This is a genomic window from Actinocorallia aurantiaca, assembly GCF_039533685.1.
Classification (GTDB): Bacteria; Actinomycetota; Actinomycetes; order Streptosporangiales; family Streptosporangiaceae; genus Actinocorallia; species Actinocorallia aurantiaca.
Window position 1 is genome coordinate 33440 of sequence record NZ_BAAATZ010000015.1, and the last position, 20338, is coordinate 53777.

General features: G+C 69.4%; 19 protein-coding genes. 8 read left to right on the plus strand and 11 right to left on the minus strand.

All coding sequences use genetic code 11. The features are described from left to right. Positions 1 to 117 precede the first annotated feature (117 nt). Genes ABD327_RS19490 through ABD327_RS19510 form a run of 5 tightly spaced genes read right to left on the minus strand, consistent with a single transcriptional unit; the run spans position 118 to position 4858 of the window. Positions 118 to 1365, minus strand: coding sequence for an ABC transporter substrate-binding protein (locus ABD327_RS19490; protein WP_344451934.1), 1248 nt, complete (start codon positions 1363 to 1365; stop codon positions 118 to 120). Further along, entirely contained in the window at positions 1362 to 2411 is a 1050-nt protein-coding gene (locus tag ABD327_RS19495; RefSeq protein ID WP_344451935.1) for a branched-chain amino acid ABC transporter permease, read from the minus strand. The genes ABD327_RS19490 and ABD327_RS19495 overlap by 4 nt, the downstream gene beginning before the upstream one ends. Next, positions 2404 to 3291, minus strand: coding sequence for a branched-chain amino acid ABC transporter permease (locus ABD327_RS19500; protein ID WP_344451936.1), 888 nt, complete (start codon positions 3289 to 3291; stop codon positions 2404 to 2406). Before ABD327_RS19500 ends, ABD327_RS19495 begins: the two co-directional genes overlap by 8 nt. Next, positions 3291 to 4055, minus strand: a complete 765-nt coding sequence (locus tag ABD327_RS19505) for an ABC transporter ATP-binding protein (protein ID WP_344452121.1) — start codon at positions 4053 to 4055, stop codon at positions 3291 to 3293. The genes ABD327_RS19500 and ABD327_RS19505 overlap by 1 nt, the downstream gene beginning before the upstream one ends. Before the next feature lie 5 nt (positions 4056 to 4060). Beyond that, positions 4061 to 4858 carry an ABC transporter ATP-binding protein gene (locus ABD327_RS19510; protein ID WP_344451937.1) on the minus strand — a complete coding sequence of 266 codons (798 nt, stop codon included), beginning with the start codon at positions 4856 to 4858 and terminating at the stop codon, positions 4061 to 4063. A gap of 243 nt (positions 4859 to 5101) precedes the next feature. Here ABD327_RS19510 and ABD327_RS19515 point away from each other — a divergent pair, with 243 nt between their 5' ends. From ABD327_RS19515 to rho, 3 genes are all read left to right on the plus strand, one after another. Then, complete coding sequence (locus ABD327_RS19515) at positions 5102 to 6229, plus strand: PucR family transcriptional regulator (RefSeq protein WP_344451938.1); 1128 nt, start codon at positions 5102 to 5104, stop codon at positions 6227 to 6229. Between the two features lie 124 nt (positions 6230 to 6353). Then, positions 6354 to 6827 (plus strand): pyridoxamine 5'-phosphate oxidase family protein, encoded by a 474-nt coding sequence (locus tag ABD327_RS19520; protein WP_344451939.1) that lies wholly within the window; start codon positions 6354 to 6356, stop codon positions 6825 to 6827. Between the two features lie 157 nt (positions 6828 to 6984). Beyond that, the gene (gene rho / locus ABD327_RS19525; protein ID WP_344451940.1) at positions 6985 to 8103 is read left to right on the plus strand and encodes a transcription termination factor Rho; all 1119 of its coding nucleotides are present in this window, start codon (positions 6985 to 6987) and stop codon (positions 8101 to 8103) included. Between the two features lie 25 nt (positions 8104 to 8128). Here rho and recQ read toward each other — a convergent pair whose 3' ends face one another. Beyond that, the gene (gene recQ / locus ABD327_RS19530; protein ID WP_344451941.1) at positions 8129 to 9964 is read right to left on the minus strand and encodes a DNA helicase RecQ; all 1836 of its coding nucleotides are present in this window, start codon (positions 9962 to 9964) and stop codon (positions 8129 to 8131) included. A 52-nt stretch (positions 9965 to 10016) separates the two neighbouring features. Then, entirely contained in the window at positions 10017 to 10226 is a 210-nt protein-coding gene (locus ABD327_RS19535) for an EF-hand domain-containing protein (protein ID WP_344451942.1), read from the minus strand. Between the two features lie 96 nt (positions 10227 to 10322). On the opposite strand from ABD327_RS19535, the gene ABD327_RS19540 reads away from it, so the two are divergent. Both ABD327_RS19540 and ABD327_RS19545 read left to right on the plus strand, forming a co-directional pair. Beyond that, complete coding sequence (locus ABD327_RS19540; RefSeq protein ID WP_344451943.1) at positions 10323 to 11726, plus strand: bifunctional phosphatase PAP2/diacylglycerol kinase family protein; 1404 nt, start codon at positions 10323 to 10325, stop codon at positions 11724 to 11726. 102 nt (positions 11727 to 11828) lie between these two features. Continuing rightward, the gene (locus ABD327_RS19545) at positions 11829 to 12788 is read left to right on the plus strand and encodes a pirin family protein (RefSeq protein ID WP_344451944.1); all 960 of its coding nucleotides are present in this window, start codon (positions 11829 to 11831) and stop codon (positions 12786 to 12788) included. Positions 12789 to 12899: 111 nt separating this feature from the next. Here the strand turns inward: ABD327_RS19545 and ABD327_RS19550 are convergent, their stop codons facing one another. Further along, the gene (locus ABD327_RS19550) at positions 12900 to 13532 is read right to left on the minus strand and encodes a DedA family protein (protein WP_344451945.1); all 633 of its coding nucleotides are present in this window, start codon (positions 13530 to 13532) and stop codon (positions 12900 to 12902) included. 190 nt (positions 13533 to 13722) lie between these two features. Here ABD327_RS19550 and ABD327_RS19555 point away from each other — a divergent pair, with 190 nt between their 5' ends. Further along, a complete protein-coding gene (locus ABD327_RS19555; protein ID WP_344451946.1) occupies positions 13723 to 15243 on the plus strand; it encodes an MFS transporter in 1521 nt (506 codons plus the stop codon). A 52-nt stretch (positions 15244 to 15295) separates the two neighbouring features. On the opposite strand, the gene ABD327_RS19560 is transcribed toward ABD327_RS19555, so the two are convergent. Together ABD327_RS19560 and ABD327_RS19565 are read right to left on the minus strand one after the other, a co-directional pair. Beyond that, positions 15296 to 15862: a nucleosidase gene (locus tag ABD327_RS19560; protein WP_344451947.1), complete on the minus strand. Its 567-nt coding sequence runs from the start codon at positions 15860 to 15862 to the stop codon at positions 15296 to 15298. A gap of 31 nt (positions 15863 to 15893) precedes the next feature. After that, positions 15894 to 16424 carry a PaaI family thioesterase gene (locus ABD327_RS19565; RefSeq protein ID WP_344451948.1) on the minus strand — a complete coding sequence of 177 codons (531 nt, stop codon included), beginning with the start codon at positions 16422 to 16424 and terminating at the stop codon, positions 15894 to 15896. A gap of 200 nt (positions 16425 to 16624) precedes the next feature. Between ABD327_RS19565 and ABD327_RS19570 the strand changes: the two genes are divergently transcribed. After that, positions 16625 to 18328: an adenylate/guanylate cyclase domain-containing protein gene (locus tag ABD327_RS19570; RefSeq protein WP_344451949.1), complete on the plus strand. Its 1704-nt coding sequence runs from the start codon at positions 16625 to 16627 to the stop codon at positions 18326 to 18328. An 11-nt stretch (positions 18329 to 18339) separates the two neighbouring features. On the opposite strand, the gene ABD327_RS19575 is transcribed toward ABD327_RS19570, so the two are convergent. After that, positions 18340 to 19611, minus strand: coding sequence for an alpha/beta hydrolase family protein (locus ABD327_RS19575; RefSeq protein WP_344451950.1), 1272 nt, complete (start codon positions 19609 to 19611; stop codon positions 18340 to 18342). A gap of 224 nt (positions 19612 to 19835) precedes the next feature. On the opposite strand from ABD327_RS19575, the gene ABD327_RS19580 reads away from it, so the two are divergent. Beyond that, entirely contained in the window at positions 19836 to 20201 is a 366-nt protein-coding gene (locus ABD327_RS19580) for a hypothetical protein (RefSeq protein WP_344451951.1), read from the plus strand. The last annotated feature ends 137 nt before the right edge of the window (positions 20202 to 20338 follow it).

Consider the following 20338-nt stretch of genomic DNA (forward strand, 5'->3'; position numbering starts at 1 on the left):
CTGGCATCCCTTCAGATGTGCCCCGCGCACGACCGGTTCCACGCTTTTGTCCAAGATCTTTGGACGCGCGTGAGCGCCTGCCGCACCCCGGTCGGCAGGCGCTCGGCGGAAGGGAGGTCACTCCAGGGTGAACTCCTTGGCGAGGTCCGACTCGAAGGGCTCGCCGACCTGGGTCAGGCCGCCCTTGGCCTTGGCGTCCGGACGCTGCACGATCGCGACGCGGGTGCCGACCTGGCCGGCCTTGGAGAAGTCGAGGGCCGGCATCAGGCCGTCGCTCTCGAACGCCGACTGGGACTGCAGGGCCTTGTAGATGCCGTCGCGGGTCAGGTCCTTGTTCTCGCAGGCGGTCTTCAGGGACTCGCCGAAGACCTTCGCCGAGACGTAACCGAAGATCACGCCGCTGTCGAGGAGCTCCTTGGGGTACTTCTTCTCGTAGGAGCTCACCAGCTTGGTCATGCCGGGGGTCGTCGCGCTGGGCGGCTGGACGGCACTGACGTAGTAGAAGTTGGCCTCCAGCGCCTTGTCCACCGGCGGGACGAGGATCTGCGGGCTGAAGCCCGGGTTGTTGGAGACGACCGGGACGTTGAAGCCGCCCGCGGCGGCGACGCCCACCAGGGACGCCGACTGGCGGGGGCCCGCGCTGATCATGATGGCCTTGACGCCCTCGGACTTCAGGGCGCTGACCTGCGACGTCATGTCGTTGTCGGTGGGCTTGATGCGCTGCTCGACGACGGTCAGGCCGTGCTTCTCCGCGGCGAACTTCGTGCCCTTCAGGGCGCTCTCCCCGTACTCGCCCTCGAAGTAGACGTGCCCGATCTTGTCGCCCTTCTTCAGGCCCTTCTCCTTGACGAGGAAGTCGACGCCGTTGACCGACTCCAGCTCGTAGACGCCGCCGACGACCTGGACGTAGGGGACCTTGAGGAGCTGGGACGGCCAGGCCGCGGGGACGGTCAGCAGCTTGTCGGTCGCCACGTTCTTGGCGATCGCCGCCATGATCGGGGAGCCGATCACCTGCGGGAGGCCCGCGACCTTCGGCTGGAGCTCGCTGTAGGCGCCGACGGCCTTCTGGACGTCGTAGCCGTGGTCGCGGACGAGCAGCTCGACGTCGCGCCCGCAGACGCCGCCCGCCTGGTTGAGCTCCTCGAAGTACAGCTGCTGCGCCTGGGTGATGCTCTTGCCGAGGGTGGCGTAGACGCCGGTCAGGTCGGTCAGGGCGCCGAGGGTGATCTTGTCGGAGGTGACGCCGGGGCCGGTCTGGACTCCACTGGAGTCGGTGCCGCCGTCCTCGGTCGCCGACTTGCTGCTGCAGCCGGCCGCGGTGACGGCCAGAACGGCGAGGCCGATGACGTATTTGCGCAGTTTCACGGGGTGGTCTCCTTGCGGGGGGTGAGGAAAGGGACACGCAGACCGGAGAGGCCGGCGGGCAGGAAGAGGACGATGAGGACGACGGCCCCGCCGTACAGGTAGCGGGCCGCGTCGGAGGGTGCGACGCCTTCGGACCCGGCCGCCGCGACCAGCGGGAGCGAGTCGCTGTAGCGGGTCAGCAGCTGCGGGAGGAGGGTGACGAACGCCGCGCCGACGATCGCGCCGGTCACGGAGCCGAGACCGCCGATGACGATCATGGCCAGGTACTCGAAGGCCAGGAGGACCCCGAAGTAGTCCGGTACGGCCCGCTGGAACGCCAGCGCCAGCAGCACCCCGGCGAGCCCGGCGTACATCGACGACAGGGTGAACACCGCGCCGCGCATCCGGGCGACGGGCACGCCCAGCACGCCCGCGGCGATCTGCTGGTCGCGGATGAGGTTCATCGCGCGTCCGGGACGTCCGCGCAGCACGCCGTACGCGAACCAGGCGGCCAGCCCGAGCAGGGCGAGGCCGAGGAACCACAGGCGCTCCAGCGCCCCGAACGGCACCCCCATCACGACGAGCTCGGTGGAACCGTCGAAGGGGAGGCCGAAGAGGTTCATCGGCTCCACGGCCCGGCCGTTGTACCCGCCGGTGACCTTCTCGAAGTTGAACAGCACATGCTGCCCCACGAAGATCAGCCCCAGGGAGGCGATGCCGAGGTACACCCCGGACAGCCGGCCCGAGATCGGGCTGAACGCCAGCCCGGCCAGACCCGCCAGCGCGACGGCCAGCACCGCCGCCAGCGGCGTCGGCAGCCCCAGCCCGGCGACGTGCCCGTCGGACTCCCCCGAGAAGTACACGTAGCCGTACGCGCCGACCGCCAGGAAGAACGAGTGGCCCATCGACAGCTGGCCCGTCGACCCGGTGAGCAGGTTCAGGCCGATCGCGCCGATCGCCGCGGCCATCACGAACAGTCCGGCCTGCAGCCAGAACACGTCCAGGTAGAAGGGCGGCAGCAGGAGCAGGAGCAGGAGCAGCGGGGAGAACCGGCGCAGCTCAGACACGGGAGACCTCCCGGGTGCCGAAGAGGCCGGAGGGCCGGACCAGCAGGATGACGATCATGACGGCGTAGGGGGCGACGTCGGTGAGGCCGCGGCCCAGGAACGTCAGGTCGTTCTGGTAGCCGCCCACCAGCGACTCGGTGAGGCCGATGAGCAGGCCGCCGACCAGGGCGCCCGTCATCGAGTCGAGCCCGCCGAGGATCGCCGCGGGGAAGGCCTTCAGCGCCACCAGGGACGTGGTGCGGTCCAGGCCGGGCGTGGGGAACGCGGCGATGAAGACCGCCGCGACGGCCGCCAGGGCGCCCGCCACGCACCACGCCGACATCGAGATGCGGCCCAGGCGGATGCCCATGAGGGCCGCCGTCTCGGAGTCCTCGGCCACGGCCCGCATCGAGATGCCCCACGGGGTGTACTTGAACGCCGTCAGGAAGGCCGCGATCAGCACGGCGGCCACGATGAGCGCCGCGATGCGCGTCTGGGCGATCGTGATGCCGCCGAGGTGGACGACCTTGTCGCCCCACGGGTCGCCGAGCGCCAGGACGGACGTGCCCAGGCGCCGGCTCAGCTCCGCCGTCAGGACGATGTCGATGCCGATCGTCGCGATCGCGATCACGTCGCGCCGCGCCTTGGCCCGCCGCAGGAGGACGAACTCCACGAGCGCGCCGACGGCGGCGGCCACGACGATGCCCGCGGCCAGCCCCCCGACGAACCCGAGGTCGTCATGGAGGGTGGCCGTCACGTAGCCGCCCAGCAGCAGCAGGGACGCGTGCGCGAAGTTCACCACCTCGGTCGCCTTGAAGATGACCACGAAGCCGAGCGCGATGAGCGCGTACACGGCGCCGAGGCTCAGACCGTTGATGAGCAGTTCCAGCAGCCTCGTCATCAGACCTCCTCTCCCAGGTAGGCACGTAGGACCTCGGGGTTGTTCTGGACCTCGGCGGGTGCGCCGGAGGCGATGCGCTTGCCGAAGTCCAGGACGGTGACCACGTCCGCGAGGCGCATGACCATGCCCATGTCGTGTTCGACCAGCAGGACGGAGATGCCGAGCGCCTCCCGTACGGCGACGATCAGGCCCGCCATCTCCAGCCGTTCGGTGGCGTTCATGCCGGCCACGGGTTCGTCCAGCATCAGAAGGCGGGGTTCGCCGCAGAGGGCGCGAGCCAGTTCGACGCGCTTCTGCGCGCCGTACGGAAGGCCGCCTACGGGGACGCCCAGGTAGGGGGCGACGCCCACGAAGTCGGCGATCTCCCGTGCGCGTTCGCGGTGTCGTTCCTCTTCGCGGCGGGCGGTCGGCCACCGCAGACCGGCCCGGACGATGCCCGTCTTCATCAGCCTGTGCCGGCCGAGAAGCAGGTTGTCCTCCACCGTCAAGGCCGCCGACAGCGCGAGGTTCTGGAACGTGCGGGAGATTCCGAGCGCGCCGACGCGGTGCGGGGACATCGCCGTCAGCTCGCGCCGGCCGAAGTGCACGCTGCCTGAAGTGGCCTTGTAGACGCCCGACAGGACGTTGAAGCAGGTCGACTTCCCGGCCCCGTTGGGGCCGATGACGGCGTGGAGCGTCCCCGGCGCCACCGTGAAGCTCACCGAGTCGAGCGCGACGAGCCCGGAGAACCTGACGGTCAGGTCCTTCACTACGAGTTCCGGCACCTCGCTCACCCCTCCCACCTCGAAAGGGCACGGTGGCCGGTGAACACCGGAGCGGGTTCGTCGACGATGCCCAGGTAGCGCTGGCGGACCTCGTCGCTGGCGGCCAGCTCGGCGGCGGGACCGCGCAACGCGACCTGGCCCACGTCCAGCACGTAGGCGTAGTCGGCCAGCCGCAGCGCCAGCGCCGCGTTCTGCTCGACCAGCAGGACCGAGGTGCCCTGTTCGTTGATCTCCGTGATCGTCTTGGCGATGTGCTCGGCCATCAGCGGGGCCAGGCCCAGCGTCGGCTCGTCCAGCAGGAGGACCTTGGGGCGGGCCATGAGCGCGCGGCCCATCGCGAGCATCTGCTGCTCACCGCCCGACAGCAGGGAGGCGCGCTGCTTGCGGCGCTCGGCGAGAACCGGGAAGAGGTCGAAGACGCGCTTCCTGGTGGACTCCGGGGCGTGGAAGCCGCCCACCTTCAGGTTCTCTTCGACCGTCATGCGCCCGAAGACGCGGCGGCCTTCGGGTGCCTGGACGATGCCCGTGTCGACGATGCGGTGCGCGGGCGACGTGCCCAGGCTGATGCCCGAATACGTGATCCTCCCCGAGGAGATGACGCCCCCGTGAAAGCGCAGCGTGCCGGAGATGGCGCGCATCAGCGTCGTCTTGCCCGCGCCGTTGGCACCGAGGACGGTGACGATCTCGCCTTGCGGCACGTCCAAGGAGACCTCGTGCAGCGCGCGTACGGCGCGCCCGTAGGAGACCGTCAGGTCCCTCACGGACAGAGCCGCCTGCGCCTGCGCGGCCGGCGGTTTCAACATGATCCTCCTCACAGACAGTGAGAGGAGAATGCGCCCTATGCCCCGTTCCAGGCGATAGGCGTCGGACCTCTATACACGGTGTCCGATTGGGCGGACGCACAATCGCCCACGCCAGAGCGTCGAATCTTCCAGCGGACGGCCCGGCGGCGGCGGCCGGGTATTGGGCACATGCACAACGGGAACACCCAGCCTCGTGCCGCGGGCCCATGGACCTCGGGAAAGCGTTGGACCAGCATCGGGTCAATGAGCGGACTTCGGCTTCACACCTGGCTGGCGGAACGGCTTCCCGAACTCACGTCACGCCTTTCGGAGGAGCTGCCGCGGCAGGTGCCGTTCTACGCGGAACAGCCCCGGGACGTCCTGGACGGCCCGCTACGGCAGGCGATAGAGGCGAACCTGCGCATCTCCCTGCTGACCCTCCAGGAACGCCGCACGTTCACCGCCGACGAGCGGGCCGAGGTCATCGCCTGGTCGGCCCGCAGAGCCGAGCAGGGAGTACCCCTCGAATCCGTGCTCACCGCCTACCACCTGGCCGTGGAGCTGTGCTGGAAAGCCCTCATGGAAGAAGCCCGCCCCGACGAGGCCGAAGAGCTGGGCGCCCTGGGCCTTCACCTGTTCAACTACCTGCGGGCGGCCGTCCCAGCGGTGACCCTGGCGCACGTACAACGGCACGGAGAACAGCAGGAAGCACGCCGTACGATGCTCGACGCCCTGCTCTCAGGCGCCCCGGCCCATGAACTGACGGCCAAGGCCGGCATCCCTTTGGCCAACTCGTACGAGGTACTCGTCTTTCGCGCCGCGGAAGGCGGAGACATCACGGCCTCCCAATCCGCGTTGGACGCCTACGCCGAAGCACGGGTACTGGCCAGATTCGACGGCGGCACAGGCACGGCGCTCCTGCCCGTTCGGCCTGATCTGCGTCTGGAAGAACTCGTCGCCGGGGTCGTCTCCGTGCCCGAACACCCCGTCACGGTCGCCGCGGCCTTGGCCGAAGGGGCCGAATCCATCCCGTCAGCGCTGCGGGAGGCCACCGAAGTGGCCGAACTCGTCACCCGCCTGGGCCGTCCGCCGGGCCTGTACCGCATGGCGGACGTCCTCCTGGAATACCAGCTGGCCCGCCCCGGCAACGCCTTGGCGCAGCTGGCGACCAAGCTGGACCCGCTGGACGAGCGGCCCGAGCTGATGGAAACCCTCCGCGTCTACGTCGGCAACGGCCACAACCGCCGCCAGTCCGCCCTGGACCTCCAGGTGCACCGCAACACCCTCGACTACCGGCTGCGCAACATCGCCGCCCTCACCGGCCTCGACCCGTCCGGAGCCGAGGGGTTCCGGCTGCTGGCCGCGGCCCTGACCGCGCGCGCCCTGCGCTGAGGTCCGGTTGGTGAGACTCGAGGAGACCCGGCATCCGGAAAGTCGTCAAAGTGGCCTCTGGCGGCCCCTACCCGTTGTGCCTACGCTGGGGCTGAATTATCTAACCAGATTCGGAGATCCCACCATGAGCAAGCGTGCCGCGATCAAGCTGACCGACGAGGAACTCGCCGACTTCCTGGCCAAGGAGCGGAAGGTTCAGATCGCCTCCATCGGCAAGGACGGCGCGCCCCACCTGGTGACGATGTTCTACACATTGTGGGAGGGCAAGATCGCCTTCACCACCTACAAGAACTCCCAGAAGATCCTCAACCTCCAGCGCAACCCCGTGATGACCTGCCTCGTCGAGACCGGCACCGACTACAACGAACTGCGCGGCGCCAGCCTCACCGGGAACGCCCTCATCACCGACGACCCCGCGATCCTCGACCCGGTCGGCCAGGCCGTCGGCCACCAGATCATCGGCCTCGAACCCCCCACCGACCTCACCAAGGCCGACCCCGCCGTCGTCGAGGGCATCCGGCACATGATGCGCAAGCGCTACGCCGTCATCCTGGAGCCCACGAAGATCAGTTCCTGGGATCACGCCAAGTTGGGGTGACGACCGACGGCACCGACGTGTTACCCTCCAGAAGAGGCACAGGTTCTTCCGCTACTCAGCGAGCTGCCTTCTTCTCGGCGCATCCGCCGATCTCCGCGCAATCCGCGCCCCTGTCTGCACCCGAAGCTCTTTCGCGTGCCGTCTCTTCTGGACTCATATGACCATCTCGGTAGAGAACACCGTCCAGACGGCTCTCATCCCCGTGACGGGGATCCTCGCCGTCTCCAACGACAACGCCTACGTCCGGGTCGGCGGCTACACGCCCGGCCCGGACGACGTACAAGTACCGCTCGCACTCGTCCGGAGGCTCGCACTGCGCCCCGGCGACCACGTGACCGGCACCGCCAAGCCCCAGGGCCGGAGCGGCAAGACCGTCCTGGCCACGGTGGACTCCCCGCCTCGGCGCGGCCGCCGGGACTTCTCCCGGCTCACGCCCGTGCACCCCACCGAACGGCTGCACCTCGGGCCCGCCCGTACGGGCCGGATCATCGACCTCGTCGCCCCCGTCGGCAAGGGCCAGCGCGGGCTCATCGTCGCCCCGCCCAAGGCCGGCAAGACCATCATCCTGCAGGAGATCGCCCAGGCGATCACCAGGAACCACCCCGAATGCCACCTGATCCTGCTGCTGGTGGACGAACGGCCCGAAGAAGTGTCCGACCTCCGGCGCAAGGTGCCGGGCGCGGAACTGGCCGCCTCGACGTTCGACCGGCCGCCCGCCGAGCACCTCGCCGTCGCCGAGCTCGCCGTCGAACGCGCCAAGCGGCTCGTCGAGCAGGGCCGCGACGTGGTGATCCTGATGGACTCCCTCACCCGGCTGGGCCGCGCGTACAACCTGGCGGCCCCCTCCAGCAGCAGGATCCTCGCCGGCGGCGTCGCGGCCGGCGCCATTTACCCGCCGAAGAAGTTCTTCGGCGCCGCCCGCGCCATCGAGGAGGGCGGCTCCCTCACCATCCTGGCGACCGCGCTGGTCGAGACCGGCTCCCGCATGGACGAGGTCTTCTTCGAGGAGTTCAAGGGCACCGGCAACATGGAGCTCCGCCTGTCCCGCAGGCTCGCCGAGCAGCGGCTCTTCCCCGCCATCGACCTCGCCGCCTCCGGCACCCGCCGCGAGGAGCTCCTCCTGTCCCCCGTCGAGCACGACCTCACCGGCCGCCTCCGCCGCGTCCTGCACGCCCTCGACGACCGCCAGGCCCTCGAGCTCCTCCTGGACAAGCTCAAGGGGACCACCTCCAACGCCGAGTTCCTGGCCCAGGTGGCCCAGCAGACCGCCCGCTGACCCGGGTCGAAGACCTCCGGATCGCTCAGGCCCCCTCGGCCAGGACCTCCAGGATCTGTTCGCCGTAGCGGTTGAGCTTGTTCTCGCCGACGCCGGTGATGCCGGACAGCTCCTCCAGGGAGGAGGGGCGGCTGGAGGCGAACTCGCGGAGGGTGGCGTCGTGGAAGATGACGTAGGCGGGGACGCCCTGCTCCTTGGCGGTGGCGGCGCGCCAGGCGCGCAGGCGCTCGAACAGCGGACGGGCCTCGTCGGAGAGATCCACCGGAGCGGCCGTCCTGGCCGTCCTCGCGGCCTTCGCGATCTTCGCGGGGCGTTCGGGCTCGCGGCGCATCGGCACCTCGCGGCGGCGTGCGAGCACCTCGGCGCTCGCCTCGGTCAGGACGAGGGTCCCGTAGTCGCCCTCGACGCCCAGCAGACCCTGGGCGAGCAGCTGGCGGACGACGCCGCGCCACTCCCCCTCGCGCAGCTCCGTGCCGATGCCGAAGACCGTCAGCTCGTCGTGCCGGTGCTGCCTGACCTTCTCGGTCTCCTTGCCCAGCAGGACGTCGATGACCTGGCCCGCGCCGAACTTCTGGTTGCGCTCGTTCTTCAGCCGGTAGACGGCCGAGAGGAACTTCTGGGCGGCGATCGTGCCGTCCCAGGACTCCGGCGGAGCCAGGCAGGTGTCGCAGTTGCCGCAGGCCGCGCCCCCGGGCTCGCCGAAGTACGCCAGCAGCTGCGCCCGGCGGCACGAGACCGTCTCGCACAGCGCCAGCATCGCGTCGAGGTGGATCGTGGCCGCGCGCCGGAAGGCGAAGTCGCCCTCCGAGGAGTCGATCATCTTGCGCTGCTGCACGACGTCGGCCAGCCCGTAGGCCATCCAGGCCGTCGACGGCAGGCCGTCGCGCCCGGCGCGGCCCGTCTCCTGGTAGTAGCCCTCGATCGACTTCGGCAGGTCCAGGTGTGCCACCAACCGCACGTCCGGTTTGTCGATCCCCATGCCGAACGCGATCGTCGCGACCATCACCAGGCCGTCCTCCCGCAGGAAACGGGACTGGTGCCGCTCCCTGATCCGGGAGTCGAGGCCCGCGTGGTAGGGCAGGGCGGGGATACCGTTGTTCGCCAGGAAGTCGGCGGTCTTCTCCACCGTGGCGCGCGACAGGCAGTAGACGATCGCCGCGTCGCCCTCGTGCTCGCTGCGCAGCAGCTCCAGCAGCTGCTTCTGCGGGCTGTTCTTGGGGACGATCCGGTACTGGATGTTGGGGCGGTCGAAGCTCGCGACGAAGTGCCGGGCGTCCCCCAGCCCCAGCCGCTCGGTGATCTCGTTGTGCGTGGCCCGGGTGGCGGTGGCCGTCAGCGCGATCCGGGGCACGTCCGGCCAGCGCTCGTGCAGCATCGACAGGGCCAGGTAGTCGGGGCGGAAGTCGTGGCCCCACTGGGAGACGCAGTGCGCCTCGTCGATCGCGAACAACGCGATCTTGCCCTGGTCGAAGAGCTGGGCCGTGGAGTCCAGCTGGAGCCGCTCCGGCGCCAGGTACAGCAGGTCCAGCTCGCCCGTGCGGAACGCCCGCTCGACCTCGCGCCGCTGGTCGAGGTTCTGCGTGGAGTTGAGGAAGGCCGCCCGGACGCCCAGTGCCCGCAGGGCGTCCACCTGGTCCTGCATCAGCGCGATCAGCGGCGAGACCACCACCCCGACGCCGGGTCTGACCAGCGCCGGGATCTGGTAGCACAGCGACTTGCCGCCGCCGGTCGGCATGAGGACCAGCGCATCGCCGCCGGCGACGACATGTTCGATGATCTCCTGCTGGCCTGGCCGGAAGGAGTCATAGCCGAAAACGCGCTTGAGTGCGTCCAGTGCGTCCTGCTCGCCGGGGGAAGTCACCCGGTAAGTCTACGAAGCCGGGGCCGCCCCGCGGGCGGGACCTGTGGATGACTCAGAGGTTGTCGAGCATCCTCTGGAGTTCGTCGAACGTGATGTACCCGTCGTGGTTGAGATCGGCACGCTCGAATCGCTCCTGCGTCTCGGCCTTGCTCCAGACCAGGCCCACTTCGTCCAGGACCAGGGTGAAACCGACGAGGTCGAGCCGCCCCTTCTCCTGCGCGTCGACCGTACGGAAAGCGGTGAGCAGGCCTTCGACTGTCAAAATGGAGCTCCCTTCATTGCCTAGATCATCGAATGATGACACAGGCTGTGACGGTTCACACGGTAGAAAGGGTTCCCTTTCGGGGATACGTCGCCCATGAACCTGGCCGAAATCGACCGCCGGGCGTTCGAAGACGTCGCCGCCGCCGAGTTGCGGGGGCTCGAATTCGTGCTGCCCAGGCTGGGGAAGATCGCCGACCACGGGGTGCTCTGGTTCGGGCTGGCAGGCACTCTGGGACTGACCGGAATTCCCGCGCTGCGCCGGGGCGCGCTGCGGGGAGTGATCGCCATCGGACTTGCGAGTCCCTCGATCAACCTCCTCGGTAAACAGTTGTTTCGGCGCCGCCGCCCTCTCGTTCATAACGTGCCGCCGATGCGGATTCTCCGGATCCCCGGTTCCCACTCCTTTCCGTCCGGGCACTCGGCCTCGGCCGCCGCGTTCGCCACCGCAATGGTCCTGGAAGCACCAAAAAGGGTGTCTTTGCCCGTTGTCGGACTCGCGGCATCCGTCGCCTTCAGCCGGATCTACACCGGCGCCCACTATCCGGGGGATGTCCTGGCCGGAATCCTCTCGGGCGTCGCCGCGGGGCTGACGACCCGGCTGTTTTGGCCCGTCCCGGCGCGGGCCCACGTGGCGCACTTCGACCGGGTGATCGAACACAGGGATCCCCAGGGCGCGGGAGTCGTCGTGGTCACCAACAACGACCCCGAGACCATCGCGGACCTGCGCAACGAACTGCCGCACGCCGAGTTCACGGACTGCCAGGGAGACCTCGAGGGGAAGCTGGAGGAGGCGGCCGGGCGCGCCAGGGTCCTCGCCGTCTGCGGGGGCGACGGAACGGTCGGCACGGCCGCCTCGGCGGCGCTGCGCCACGGCGTCCCCCTGCTCGTCCTCCCCCTGGGAACGCTCAACCACTTCGCTAAGACGCTCGGCATAGAGACCGTCTCGGACGCGCTGGACGCCTACTGGAGCGGCAGCCTGGCGTACGTGGACGTCGCCACGCTGAACAACGTGCCGTTCCTCAACACGGCCAGCTTCGGTGCCTACTCGGAGATGGTGGACAGGCGGGAACGGATGCAGAAGCGGATCGGCAAGTGGCCCGCGCTGGCCGTCGCGGCCTTCCGGGTGCTGCGGCGGGCCACTCCGGTGGACGTCGTCGTGAACGGGGAGCCCCGACAGGTGTGGCTCGCGTTCATCGGGAACTGCGAGTACGGCAAGCGCGGAGCCGTCCCGACCGCACGCGACAACCTCACCGACGCGCTTCTGGACATCCGCCTCGTGTCGGTGAAGAGGCGCCTGCGTCGGCTGCGCGCGCTGGCCGTCGTCCTGGCAGGGCGCATGTGGCCGCTGTCCGACTACGAGTCCTGGGTCTCGCAGTCCCTGACGATCGAGGCCGACGCCCCTCTGCGGGTGGCCCACGACGGTGAAACAGAGAACGCCCGGCCGCCTATCGTCTTCAGAAAGCACCCGAAGCGGCTGTCCGTTTTCGTCCCCATCTGATCAAGTAGCGACGGAGGGTCGTCAGGCCTTCGGGAATAATTTAAACTTCAATCAGTTGAGGCTGGTACCAGGTCAGCGTCACCCAGCCAGAAGGAGGGCGTCATGCCAGCCGTCACCGTGGAAAACCCGCTCACCCTGCCGAGGGTCGGCGTCCCCGACCCCGCCGGCGACACCCCGCGCCCGGTGATCGGCGTGACGAACGCGCCCAAGGGCTTCGAAGGCGAGGGCTTCCCCGTCCACCGGGCCTTCTCGGGCGTGCACCCCCGCCACCTCGACCCGTTCATCATGATGGACCAGATGGGAGAAGTGGACTACGCCCCGGGCGAGCCGAAGGGCACCCCGTGGCACCCCCACCGCGGCTTCGAGACCGTCACCTACCTCATCGACGGCGAGTTCCGCCACCAGGACACCGCCGGAGGCGGCGGCATGATCGGCCCCGGCGACACCCAGTGGATGACCGCGGGCTCGGGCCTGCTGCACATCGAGGCCCCGCCGGAGCACCTCGTCATGAGCGGCGGCCTGTTCCACGGACTGCAGCTGTGGGTGAACCTCCCCGCGAGCGACAAGATGATCGCGCCCCGCTACCAGGACATCGGCGGCGGCCGCATCACCCTGCTGACCACCCCCGACGGCGGCGCGCTCCTGCGGGTCATCGCGGGCGAACTGGACGGACACCGCGGCCCCGGCTCCACGCACACGCCGATCACGATGATCCACGCGACGGTCAGCCCCGGCGCCCGCCTCACCCTGCCGTGGGACCCGTCGTTCAACGGCCTGGCCTACGTGCTGTCCGGACGCGGCACCGTCGGCGCCCAGAACCGTCCGATCAAGGACTCGCAGCTCGCCGTGTTCGGCAAGGGCTCCAGCATCACCCTGGCCGCCGACACCGAGCAGGACTCCAACAAGCCCGCCCTCGAGGTCGTCCTCCTCGGCGGCCGGCCCATCGGCGAGCCCATCGCCCACTACGGCCCGTTCGTCATGAACACCAAGGCGGAGCTCCAGCAGGCCTTCGAGGACTTCCAGGCCGGCCGCCTCGGCGTCATCCCCGCCGAACGGGTCTGACACCTCCCGCACACGAAGGCCGCTTCCCGGACACCGGGAAGCGGCCTTCGCCATCGTGCGTCAGCTGAAGTTCGTCCAGAAGCGGTACTGGTGGTCCTTCACGAAGTCCGTCTACTCCTCGTCCGCGGTGTCGCGGGACGCGTGCCGTCGCTTGTTCCGCTCCTTCAGCCTCATGCCCACGAAGACCAGTACGGCGAGCATCACCACGGCGACCACCACGTTGCTGCCCAGGCCGACGTACGTCTCGACCAGGATCCAGTTCTCGCCCAGGGTGTAGCCGGCCAGGACGAAGAGCGTGTTCCAGATGAGGCTGCCGGTCGTGGTCAGCAGCGCGAAGACGCCGAGCGGCATGCGTTCCACCCCGGCCGGAATCGAGATCAGGCTGCGGAAGATCGGGATCATCCTTCCGAAGAACACCGTCTTGCGGCCGTGCTTGAGGAACCACGCCTCCGTCTTGGCGATGTCCTCGACCTTCAGCAGCGGGATCCGGGCCGCCAGGGCCAGCGTGCGCTCGCGGCCGAGCATCGCGCCCACCCAGTACAGCGCCAGCGCGCCCACGACCGAGCCCATCGTGGTCCACACGATCACCGCCAGCAGGTCCATCTCGCCCTTGGAGGCGGTGAAACCCGCCAGCGGCAGGATCACCTCGCTGGGAAGGGGCGGGAAGAGGTTCTCCAACGCGATCGCCAGCCCCGCCCCCGGTGCTCCGAGGCTCTCCATCAATCCGATCAGCCAGTCCGTCATGCACAAAAGGCTAGAGACGACCGGATATGGCCAGAATGAAGTCCCCGAACAAGATCCGCCGTCCGGCCGGTGGGAGCCGCCTTCGGGGATGGCGGCCCCGCCCGTCAGCGAGGGGTCAGCGGACCGTCAGGCGGTGGTCAGCGGCGGGACCGACGCTCTCCGGAGACAGATCACCTACGAAGAGCGGCACATGAACACGAATCTCAGCAAATGGGGAACGCTCGTCGTCTCCTGTGTGGCGGTACTGGTCCTCTCGGTGGACCTGACCGCGCTGCATCTGGCGATTCCGCTGCTGACGGCCGAACTGGGGCCGTCGGCGACGGAGATCCTGTGGATCGCGGACGGGTACGGCTTCGCGCTCGCGGGGCTGCTGATCACCATGGGGTGGGTCGGCGACCGGGTGGGTCGCAAGAAGCTGCTGCTCATCGGCGCCGCCGCTTTCGGGACGGCCTCCGCGCTGACCGCCTACGCGCACACCACCGAGACCCTCGTCGCGGGACGGGTGCTGCTCGGAGCCGCCGGAGCCACGATCATGCCCTCCGCGCTGGCGCTCGTCCGCAACGCCTTCGACGAGCCGGGCGAACGGACGATGGCGGTCGGCGCCTTCGCGGGCGTCGGCGGGCTCGGCGTGGGGCTCGGACCGCTGCTCGGCGGCGCGCTGCTCGACCGGTTCTGGTGGGGTGCGGTCTTCCTGATCAACGTGCCGCTGATGGCCGTCGTCGTGGCGGCCGGACTGGTGGTGCTGCGGGAGTCCCGCGACCCGCGGCCCGGCGGGCTCGACCCGCTCAGCGTGCTGATGTCGGCGGCCGGCACGGTGGGCGTCATCTACTCCGTGAAGGAGATCGCGGCGGACGGGTTCGGCGCGGCGCGGGCCGCCGCCGGGCTCGGCGCCCTGGTGGTGCTCGTGCTGTTCGTACGGCGGCAGAGCCGGATTCCCGACCCGCTGATCGACGTCCGGCTGTTCCGGATCCCGGCCTTCTCCGGCTCGATCGGGATCAACCTCTTCGCGATGTTCGCACTCGTCGCGCAGTCACTGGTCTTCGCCCAGTTCTGGCAGCTCGTCCTGGGCTGGAGCCCGTTGAAGGCCGGCCTGGCCGGGCTGCCCGGCGCGATCGGCGCGATGGCGGGCGGCGCCGCGCTCGCCCCGCCGCTGATCTCGGCGATGGGCCGGTCCAGGACGATCGCGATCGGCCTGTTCGTCTCCGCCTGCACCTTCACCGCTTTCACCGGCTTCGGAGCCGACCTGAACTACTGGGCGTTCCTGCCGCTCCTCTTCGCCAGCGGGCTGGGCATGGGACTGGCCATGGCCGTCACGTCCGACACGATCCTCGCCTCGGTGCCGAAGGAGCGCGCCGGAGCCGCCTCCGCCATCTCCGAGACGGCCACCGAACTGGGCGGCGCCCTCGGGATGGCGCTGCTCGGATCCGTCGTCAACGCCGTCTACCGGACCAGCGTCACCCTGCCGGGAGGGCTGCCGGAGGACGCCTCGGCGAAGGCCGGGGACTCCCTTCCCGGCGCGTACGAGGCCGCTTCCGCGATCCCCCAGGACGTCGCCGGACGCGTGCTGGACGCCGCCCGCCTCGCCTACGTCGACGCCATGCACGCCGCTCTTCTGTGCAGCGCGTTCCTCGCCTTGGTCTCGGCCGTGGCCGCTCTGCTCTCGCTGCGTTCCGTCCCCAGGGAACTCGAAGAGCAGGTCGTCGACGCTTGAACCCGTCCGGGCGTCCCGCCCCGTCGCCCCCGCGGGGCGGGACGCCCTCCCGTCACAGGTGGGTGATGACCCAGGCGGCCAGGTCGCGGGCGCAGGACTCCACCGAGTCCTTCCACGTCAGGGCCGCCTCCTCGTCCGCGGTGTCGCTGACGTGCTTGACGAGCCGGACGGGCACGCCGGCGGCATGCGCCGCGGACGCGACCGCGTAGCCCTCCATGTCCACGAGGTCGGCGTGCTCGGCCAGGCGCACCCGGACGGCCTCGGAGGAGACGAAGGCGTCGCCGGTGGCCAGGACCGGGCCCTCGTGCCGCAGGTCGAGGGGAAGGCCGGTGGGACGGCCGGTCAGCGCCTCGATCGCCGCGCCGTCCAGATCGTGCTGGAGGACCCGGGAGATCTCATGGGTGCCTTTGATGCCGGACCTCAGGGCGCCGGCCGTGCCCAGATTGACGATCTCGGAGGGGCGGTGGGAGGCGAGGACCCTCGCCACGGCCACCGCCGCGTTGACCTTCCCCATGCCGGTGATCAGCAAGGGGAGATCGTGATTCAGATGGACCGCTTCCTCTTCGGCGGCCACGACCAGGAGAGGGCGGTCGGGGGCGATTATTCCGGTGAGCCGCATATCCGCACGGTAGCGCCCCCGCTCGACCACGTCAGTGCTCTCCCGAGAAGTGTTCGCGCTTCTCTGAGAAGTGCTCGGGAGAGACTTCCAGGAACAGCGCGGCGGCCTGGACGGCGACCGGACCGTCCGGGGAGCCGATCCGGCCCTCGCCCTGGACGTAGATCTTGCGGCCGTCGACGCCCGTGCACCACGCCTTGAGGTGGACGACGCTGCCGACCGGCACGGGAAGCCGGTAGTCGGTCTCGAGCCGGCCCGTCACCGCCATGCGCCCCAGGTTCCAGGCGGCGGTGCCGAGGACCTCGTCCATGGCCGTGGCAAGGAGGCCCCCGTGCGCCAGGCCGGGCGAACCCTGGTGGCTCTCCGTGACGGTGAAGTGGCCGTAGACGGCCTGGCCGTCGCTGCTCGTCCGCTGGAACCGCAGCCCGCTCTCATGGTCCTGGCCGCAGCCGAAGCAGCCCTCGTACACGGCCGTGACCAGGAGCTCCTCCGGGTTGAGGAGGTCGAGCCTCTGGTCCGGTACGGAGGCGCCCGGGGGCGGGGTGGTGGCGGGCGAAGCGGTCATGGCCGTCCTTCATCGGTTATGCCTTGTCCATCATGTGTGGTCACGACATATTACTTTTGCGTATTCCGACAAAAAGAACAGGGATCCTGTGGTGCGGGTCATAGCACCACGCGCCCCGCAGGTAGCAGGCTCTGGATGAGCCTCATGACTTTCGTCCTGATCCAGGGGGTGCGTAGAGTGACGCGCGTCGGAGGTGACGGGTGAACCGGGATCAGAGGGCACAAAGCCTGGACGCGCTCGGGGACGCCCTCGGGGCCAGGCTGGCCGCCATCCCCGGCGCGCCCAGGACCGGCCTCGAACTGCGGGTGCGCTGGCTTCTGGCGACCGTCGTCGCCGTCGCCAACGGCATCGGCGCCGCCGTCGTACTGGTCTTCGTGCTCGTGGTCCTGCCGAACCCGAACGAGGTCGACGACGCCTACCGGAACGTCGACCTGATCAACCTGCTCGCCTTCCTCTCCTATCCGGTGATCGCGGGTCCGGCCGCGGTGTGGTGGGGGCTCAAGCTCTTCGCCCCCGTACGGCGGCTCGTCAAGGAACAGGGGACGCCCGACAGGGAACAACGCCACGCCGTCCTCCTCGGCCCCGCGCGACTCACCCTCATCCAAGCCGTGCTGTGGGGCGTCGGCACTCTGGGATGGACCGCTTTCAACGCCCGGTACGGGCCGCTGATGGCACTCAAGGTGTCGATGACGTGCCTCCTGGGCGCGATCACCACGATGGCGACGGTGTACCTGCTCGCCGAACGCCTGCTGCGACCCGCGGCGGCCCTCGTCCTCGCCGTACAACCCCCGCGCGAACACTTCATGTCGCGCGTGACGACCCGCGCGATGCTCGCCTGGGCGCTCGGAACCGCGGTTCCGCTGCTCGGCCTGGTCGTCATCGCGATCGTCGCCCTCGTCGACCCGAACTTCGACCAGCTCGAAGTCTCACGGTCCAGCCTCGTCCTGGGCGTAGTGGCGCTGACGGTCAGCTTCCTGGTGACGTTCGAGGCGGCACGGGCCGTCGGAGACCCGATCCGCAACGTCCGCGACGGCATGGCACGGGTCGCGAAAGGCGACCTGGAAACGGGCATCACCGTCTACGACGCGAGCGAACTCGGGCAGATGCAAGCCGGATTCAACAGCATGGTCACAGGACTGCGCGCCCACGAACGCCTCCAGGACCTCTTCTCCCGCCACGTCGGCAGCGACGTCGCGAAACTGGCGCTCAACTCCGACATCTCCCTCGGCGGCGAGATCAAGGAAGTCGCCGTGCTCTTCGTCGACCTCGCCGGATCCACCAAGATGGCGGCCGAACGGCCCCCGGACGAGGTCGTCACGCTGCTCAACCTGTTCTTCGGCGTCGTCGTGGACTGCGTGAACCGCAACGGCGGATGGATCAACAAGTTCGAAGGCGACGCCGCCCTCGCCATCTTCGGCGCACCGGCCCCACTGGAACAGGCCGGCGGGCACGCCCTCGCGGCCGGACGGGAAATGGCCACCCGGCTGCCCCTGGAAGTACCCGAGGTGACCGCCGGGATCGGCGTCTCCGTCGGGACCGTCGTCGCCGGATACATCGGAGCCGAGCAGCGGTTCGAGTACACCGTCATCGGCGACCCCGTGAACGAGGCGGCCCGGCTCAGCGACCTGGCCAAGACGACCTCACCGCTACACGTCCTGGCCTCGGCGGAGACACTGGAGGACTGCGACCCGCTGGAAGCCTTCCGCTGGGAGACCGGACAGGCCGTCACACTGCGCGGACGCCCCCAGCCGACGATCCTCGCCCACCCCCGGACGGCCGGCGAGCCCGAACCACCCCTTCCGGAACTGGTGGCCCGGGCCCGTGGCCAGATCAAACGGCGCGTCCGGCTGTTCCCCTTGTTCTCCCTCTTCCCCACCTCGCAGCGGGACTCCGACTCCTCCTGACGGGTCCTTCCTCAGAAGGACGCGAACCAGCGGACCGCCTTGGCCGTGCCCGCGAGGTTCGAACCCAGGTGAGGCGAACCCCCGTAGGTCGTCGCGGGCAGCCTGCGCAGCGTCGACTTCAGCCAGGCGTGGCACGAAGTGCTGTTGGCCGGGGCCACCTGCTCGTCGCGGGAGTCGTAGTAGAGGCGGACGGGCACCTTGGGCGTCCAGTCCCGGCAGATCGCGTCCTCGTCGCGGAGCGCCTTCGCGAACCTTCCGGAGGGCTTCTCCAGCAACGCGAAGCCTCGCGGAGTGAGCAGTTCGGCCAACGTGTCGGGAAGGCCCTTGAGCATGACCTCGCCCGGAGTCGAGCCGTCGAAGTACTTCTCCACACGGCTCGCGTACGGCTGCTTGAAGACCTCTTCGGGACGGTCGTAGATGGAGGCCTTCCAGTTCCAGGAGACCAGCAGGTACGACGTGTAAGCCACCGACAACTTCGGCTGCGCCTTGCCCGTGAGCATCGACGGGATCAACACCCCCTTGATGTCGTACGCGCCGCTGATGGGGGCGACGGCACGGAGGCGGAACCACTTCTTACCCCTCTGGAGCTCACGGGCCAGACCCAGTGCGGCCGAAGCACCCTGCGAGAAGCCCGTCACGAAGACGTCGCGGCGTGCCTCACGACCCTTGCGGGGCAGGAATTCGCGAGCGGCACGGAGCATGTCCAGCGAAGCCGTGGTCTCGGTACGGACGTCCATCCACGGATGCCTGCCGGGGCCCAGCCCCAGACCGAGGTAGTCGGGAGCCGTGGCGGCGAAGCCCGCCGCCCCATAGGTGAGGGGAGCACCCTGCACGAAACCGTCCTCCGGAGAGGTGGAGGGTGCGTCAGGGCGGTAGCTCGCCGTCCCGTGGGTGTAGGAGACGAGCTTGAGGCGCTTGTTCCCGTTCCTCGGGACGACCAGGAGGCCGCTCGCCTTCGTCGGCTTCCCGTACCCGTTCACCGTCCGGTAGACGAGCCGGTAGGTGTCGACGCCGTACTTGACCTTTTTGGAGTCGAACCCCTCAGCTTTGAGCCGCTTCTTCGCCTGGACGGCGGTGTAGGTCTCGAGCTTCTTCGCGGACAGCAGCTCGCCCCGCTCCCGCCCGGAACCCGGCTTCTGCCCGACGCCCGGCTCCCGCCCGACGCCGGGCTTCTGCCCGATGCCGGGCTCTCGCCTTTCACCCGCGAAGGCCCCTGCCGGGAGCAGCGCCCCCAAGGCGACGGCGACCGCCGTGACCGCCGCCGTTCCCCTTACCGGTCTCATGTGCCCTCCTGGAAGTCGATCGGCCTCCAATCTCATCCGCAGGCCGCCGACCGCACATCACGCCTGGGGCAGACCTCTCCCCTGCCCCTCCCGAGGGGCTTCCCTCCCTCTCCCGAGCGAGCAGTCCGGGCTCCGCCCGTCGCAGGAGCCCGCAAGTTCACCGCCCGAACGAGTTGTCCACAGGCCGCTGAGCGATCTTGCTCGGGATATCGCATGCTGACGCCATGGACATCCACCTGACCTTCACCAGACCGCAGGAGCACGACGGCAGGCAGGTCTGCGAGCTCGACCTCTCCGCCGACAAGCTCGTCATCGGCGACGGCACCTTAAGAGCCCTGGACAAGGGCGCCGTCGTGGGCGAGGTCGCCCTCACCGACCTCGCGGTGGTCGACCTCCCGGGCCGCCGCTCCATCACCGAGCTCCGCAAACGCCACCCCAACGCCTACACCCCGTGGACACCCGAAGAGGACGCCCGCCTCCTGGCCCTCATAGGCCAGGGCGAACCCCTGGAATCCCTCACCAGCCGTTTCGGCCGGGGAAAGAACGCCATCCTCGGCCGCCTCTTCAAGCTCGGCGTCTTCAGCCCCTGACCGACCAGGGGTGGCTCCTACCCCCTGGGAGCCACCCCTGGCCCACCCCTGACGACCGATCCCGCCCAGGGTGACCAGAGCTCACCCGGGGCAACCGACCCCGCTCGGAAACCGATCCCCACCCAGAGCGACCAAGC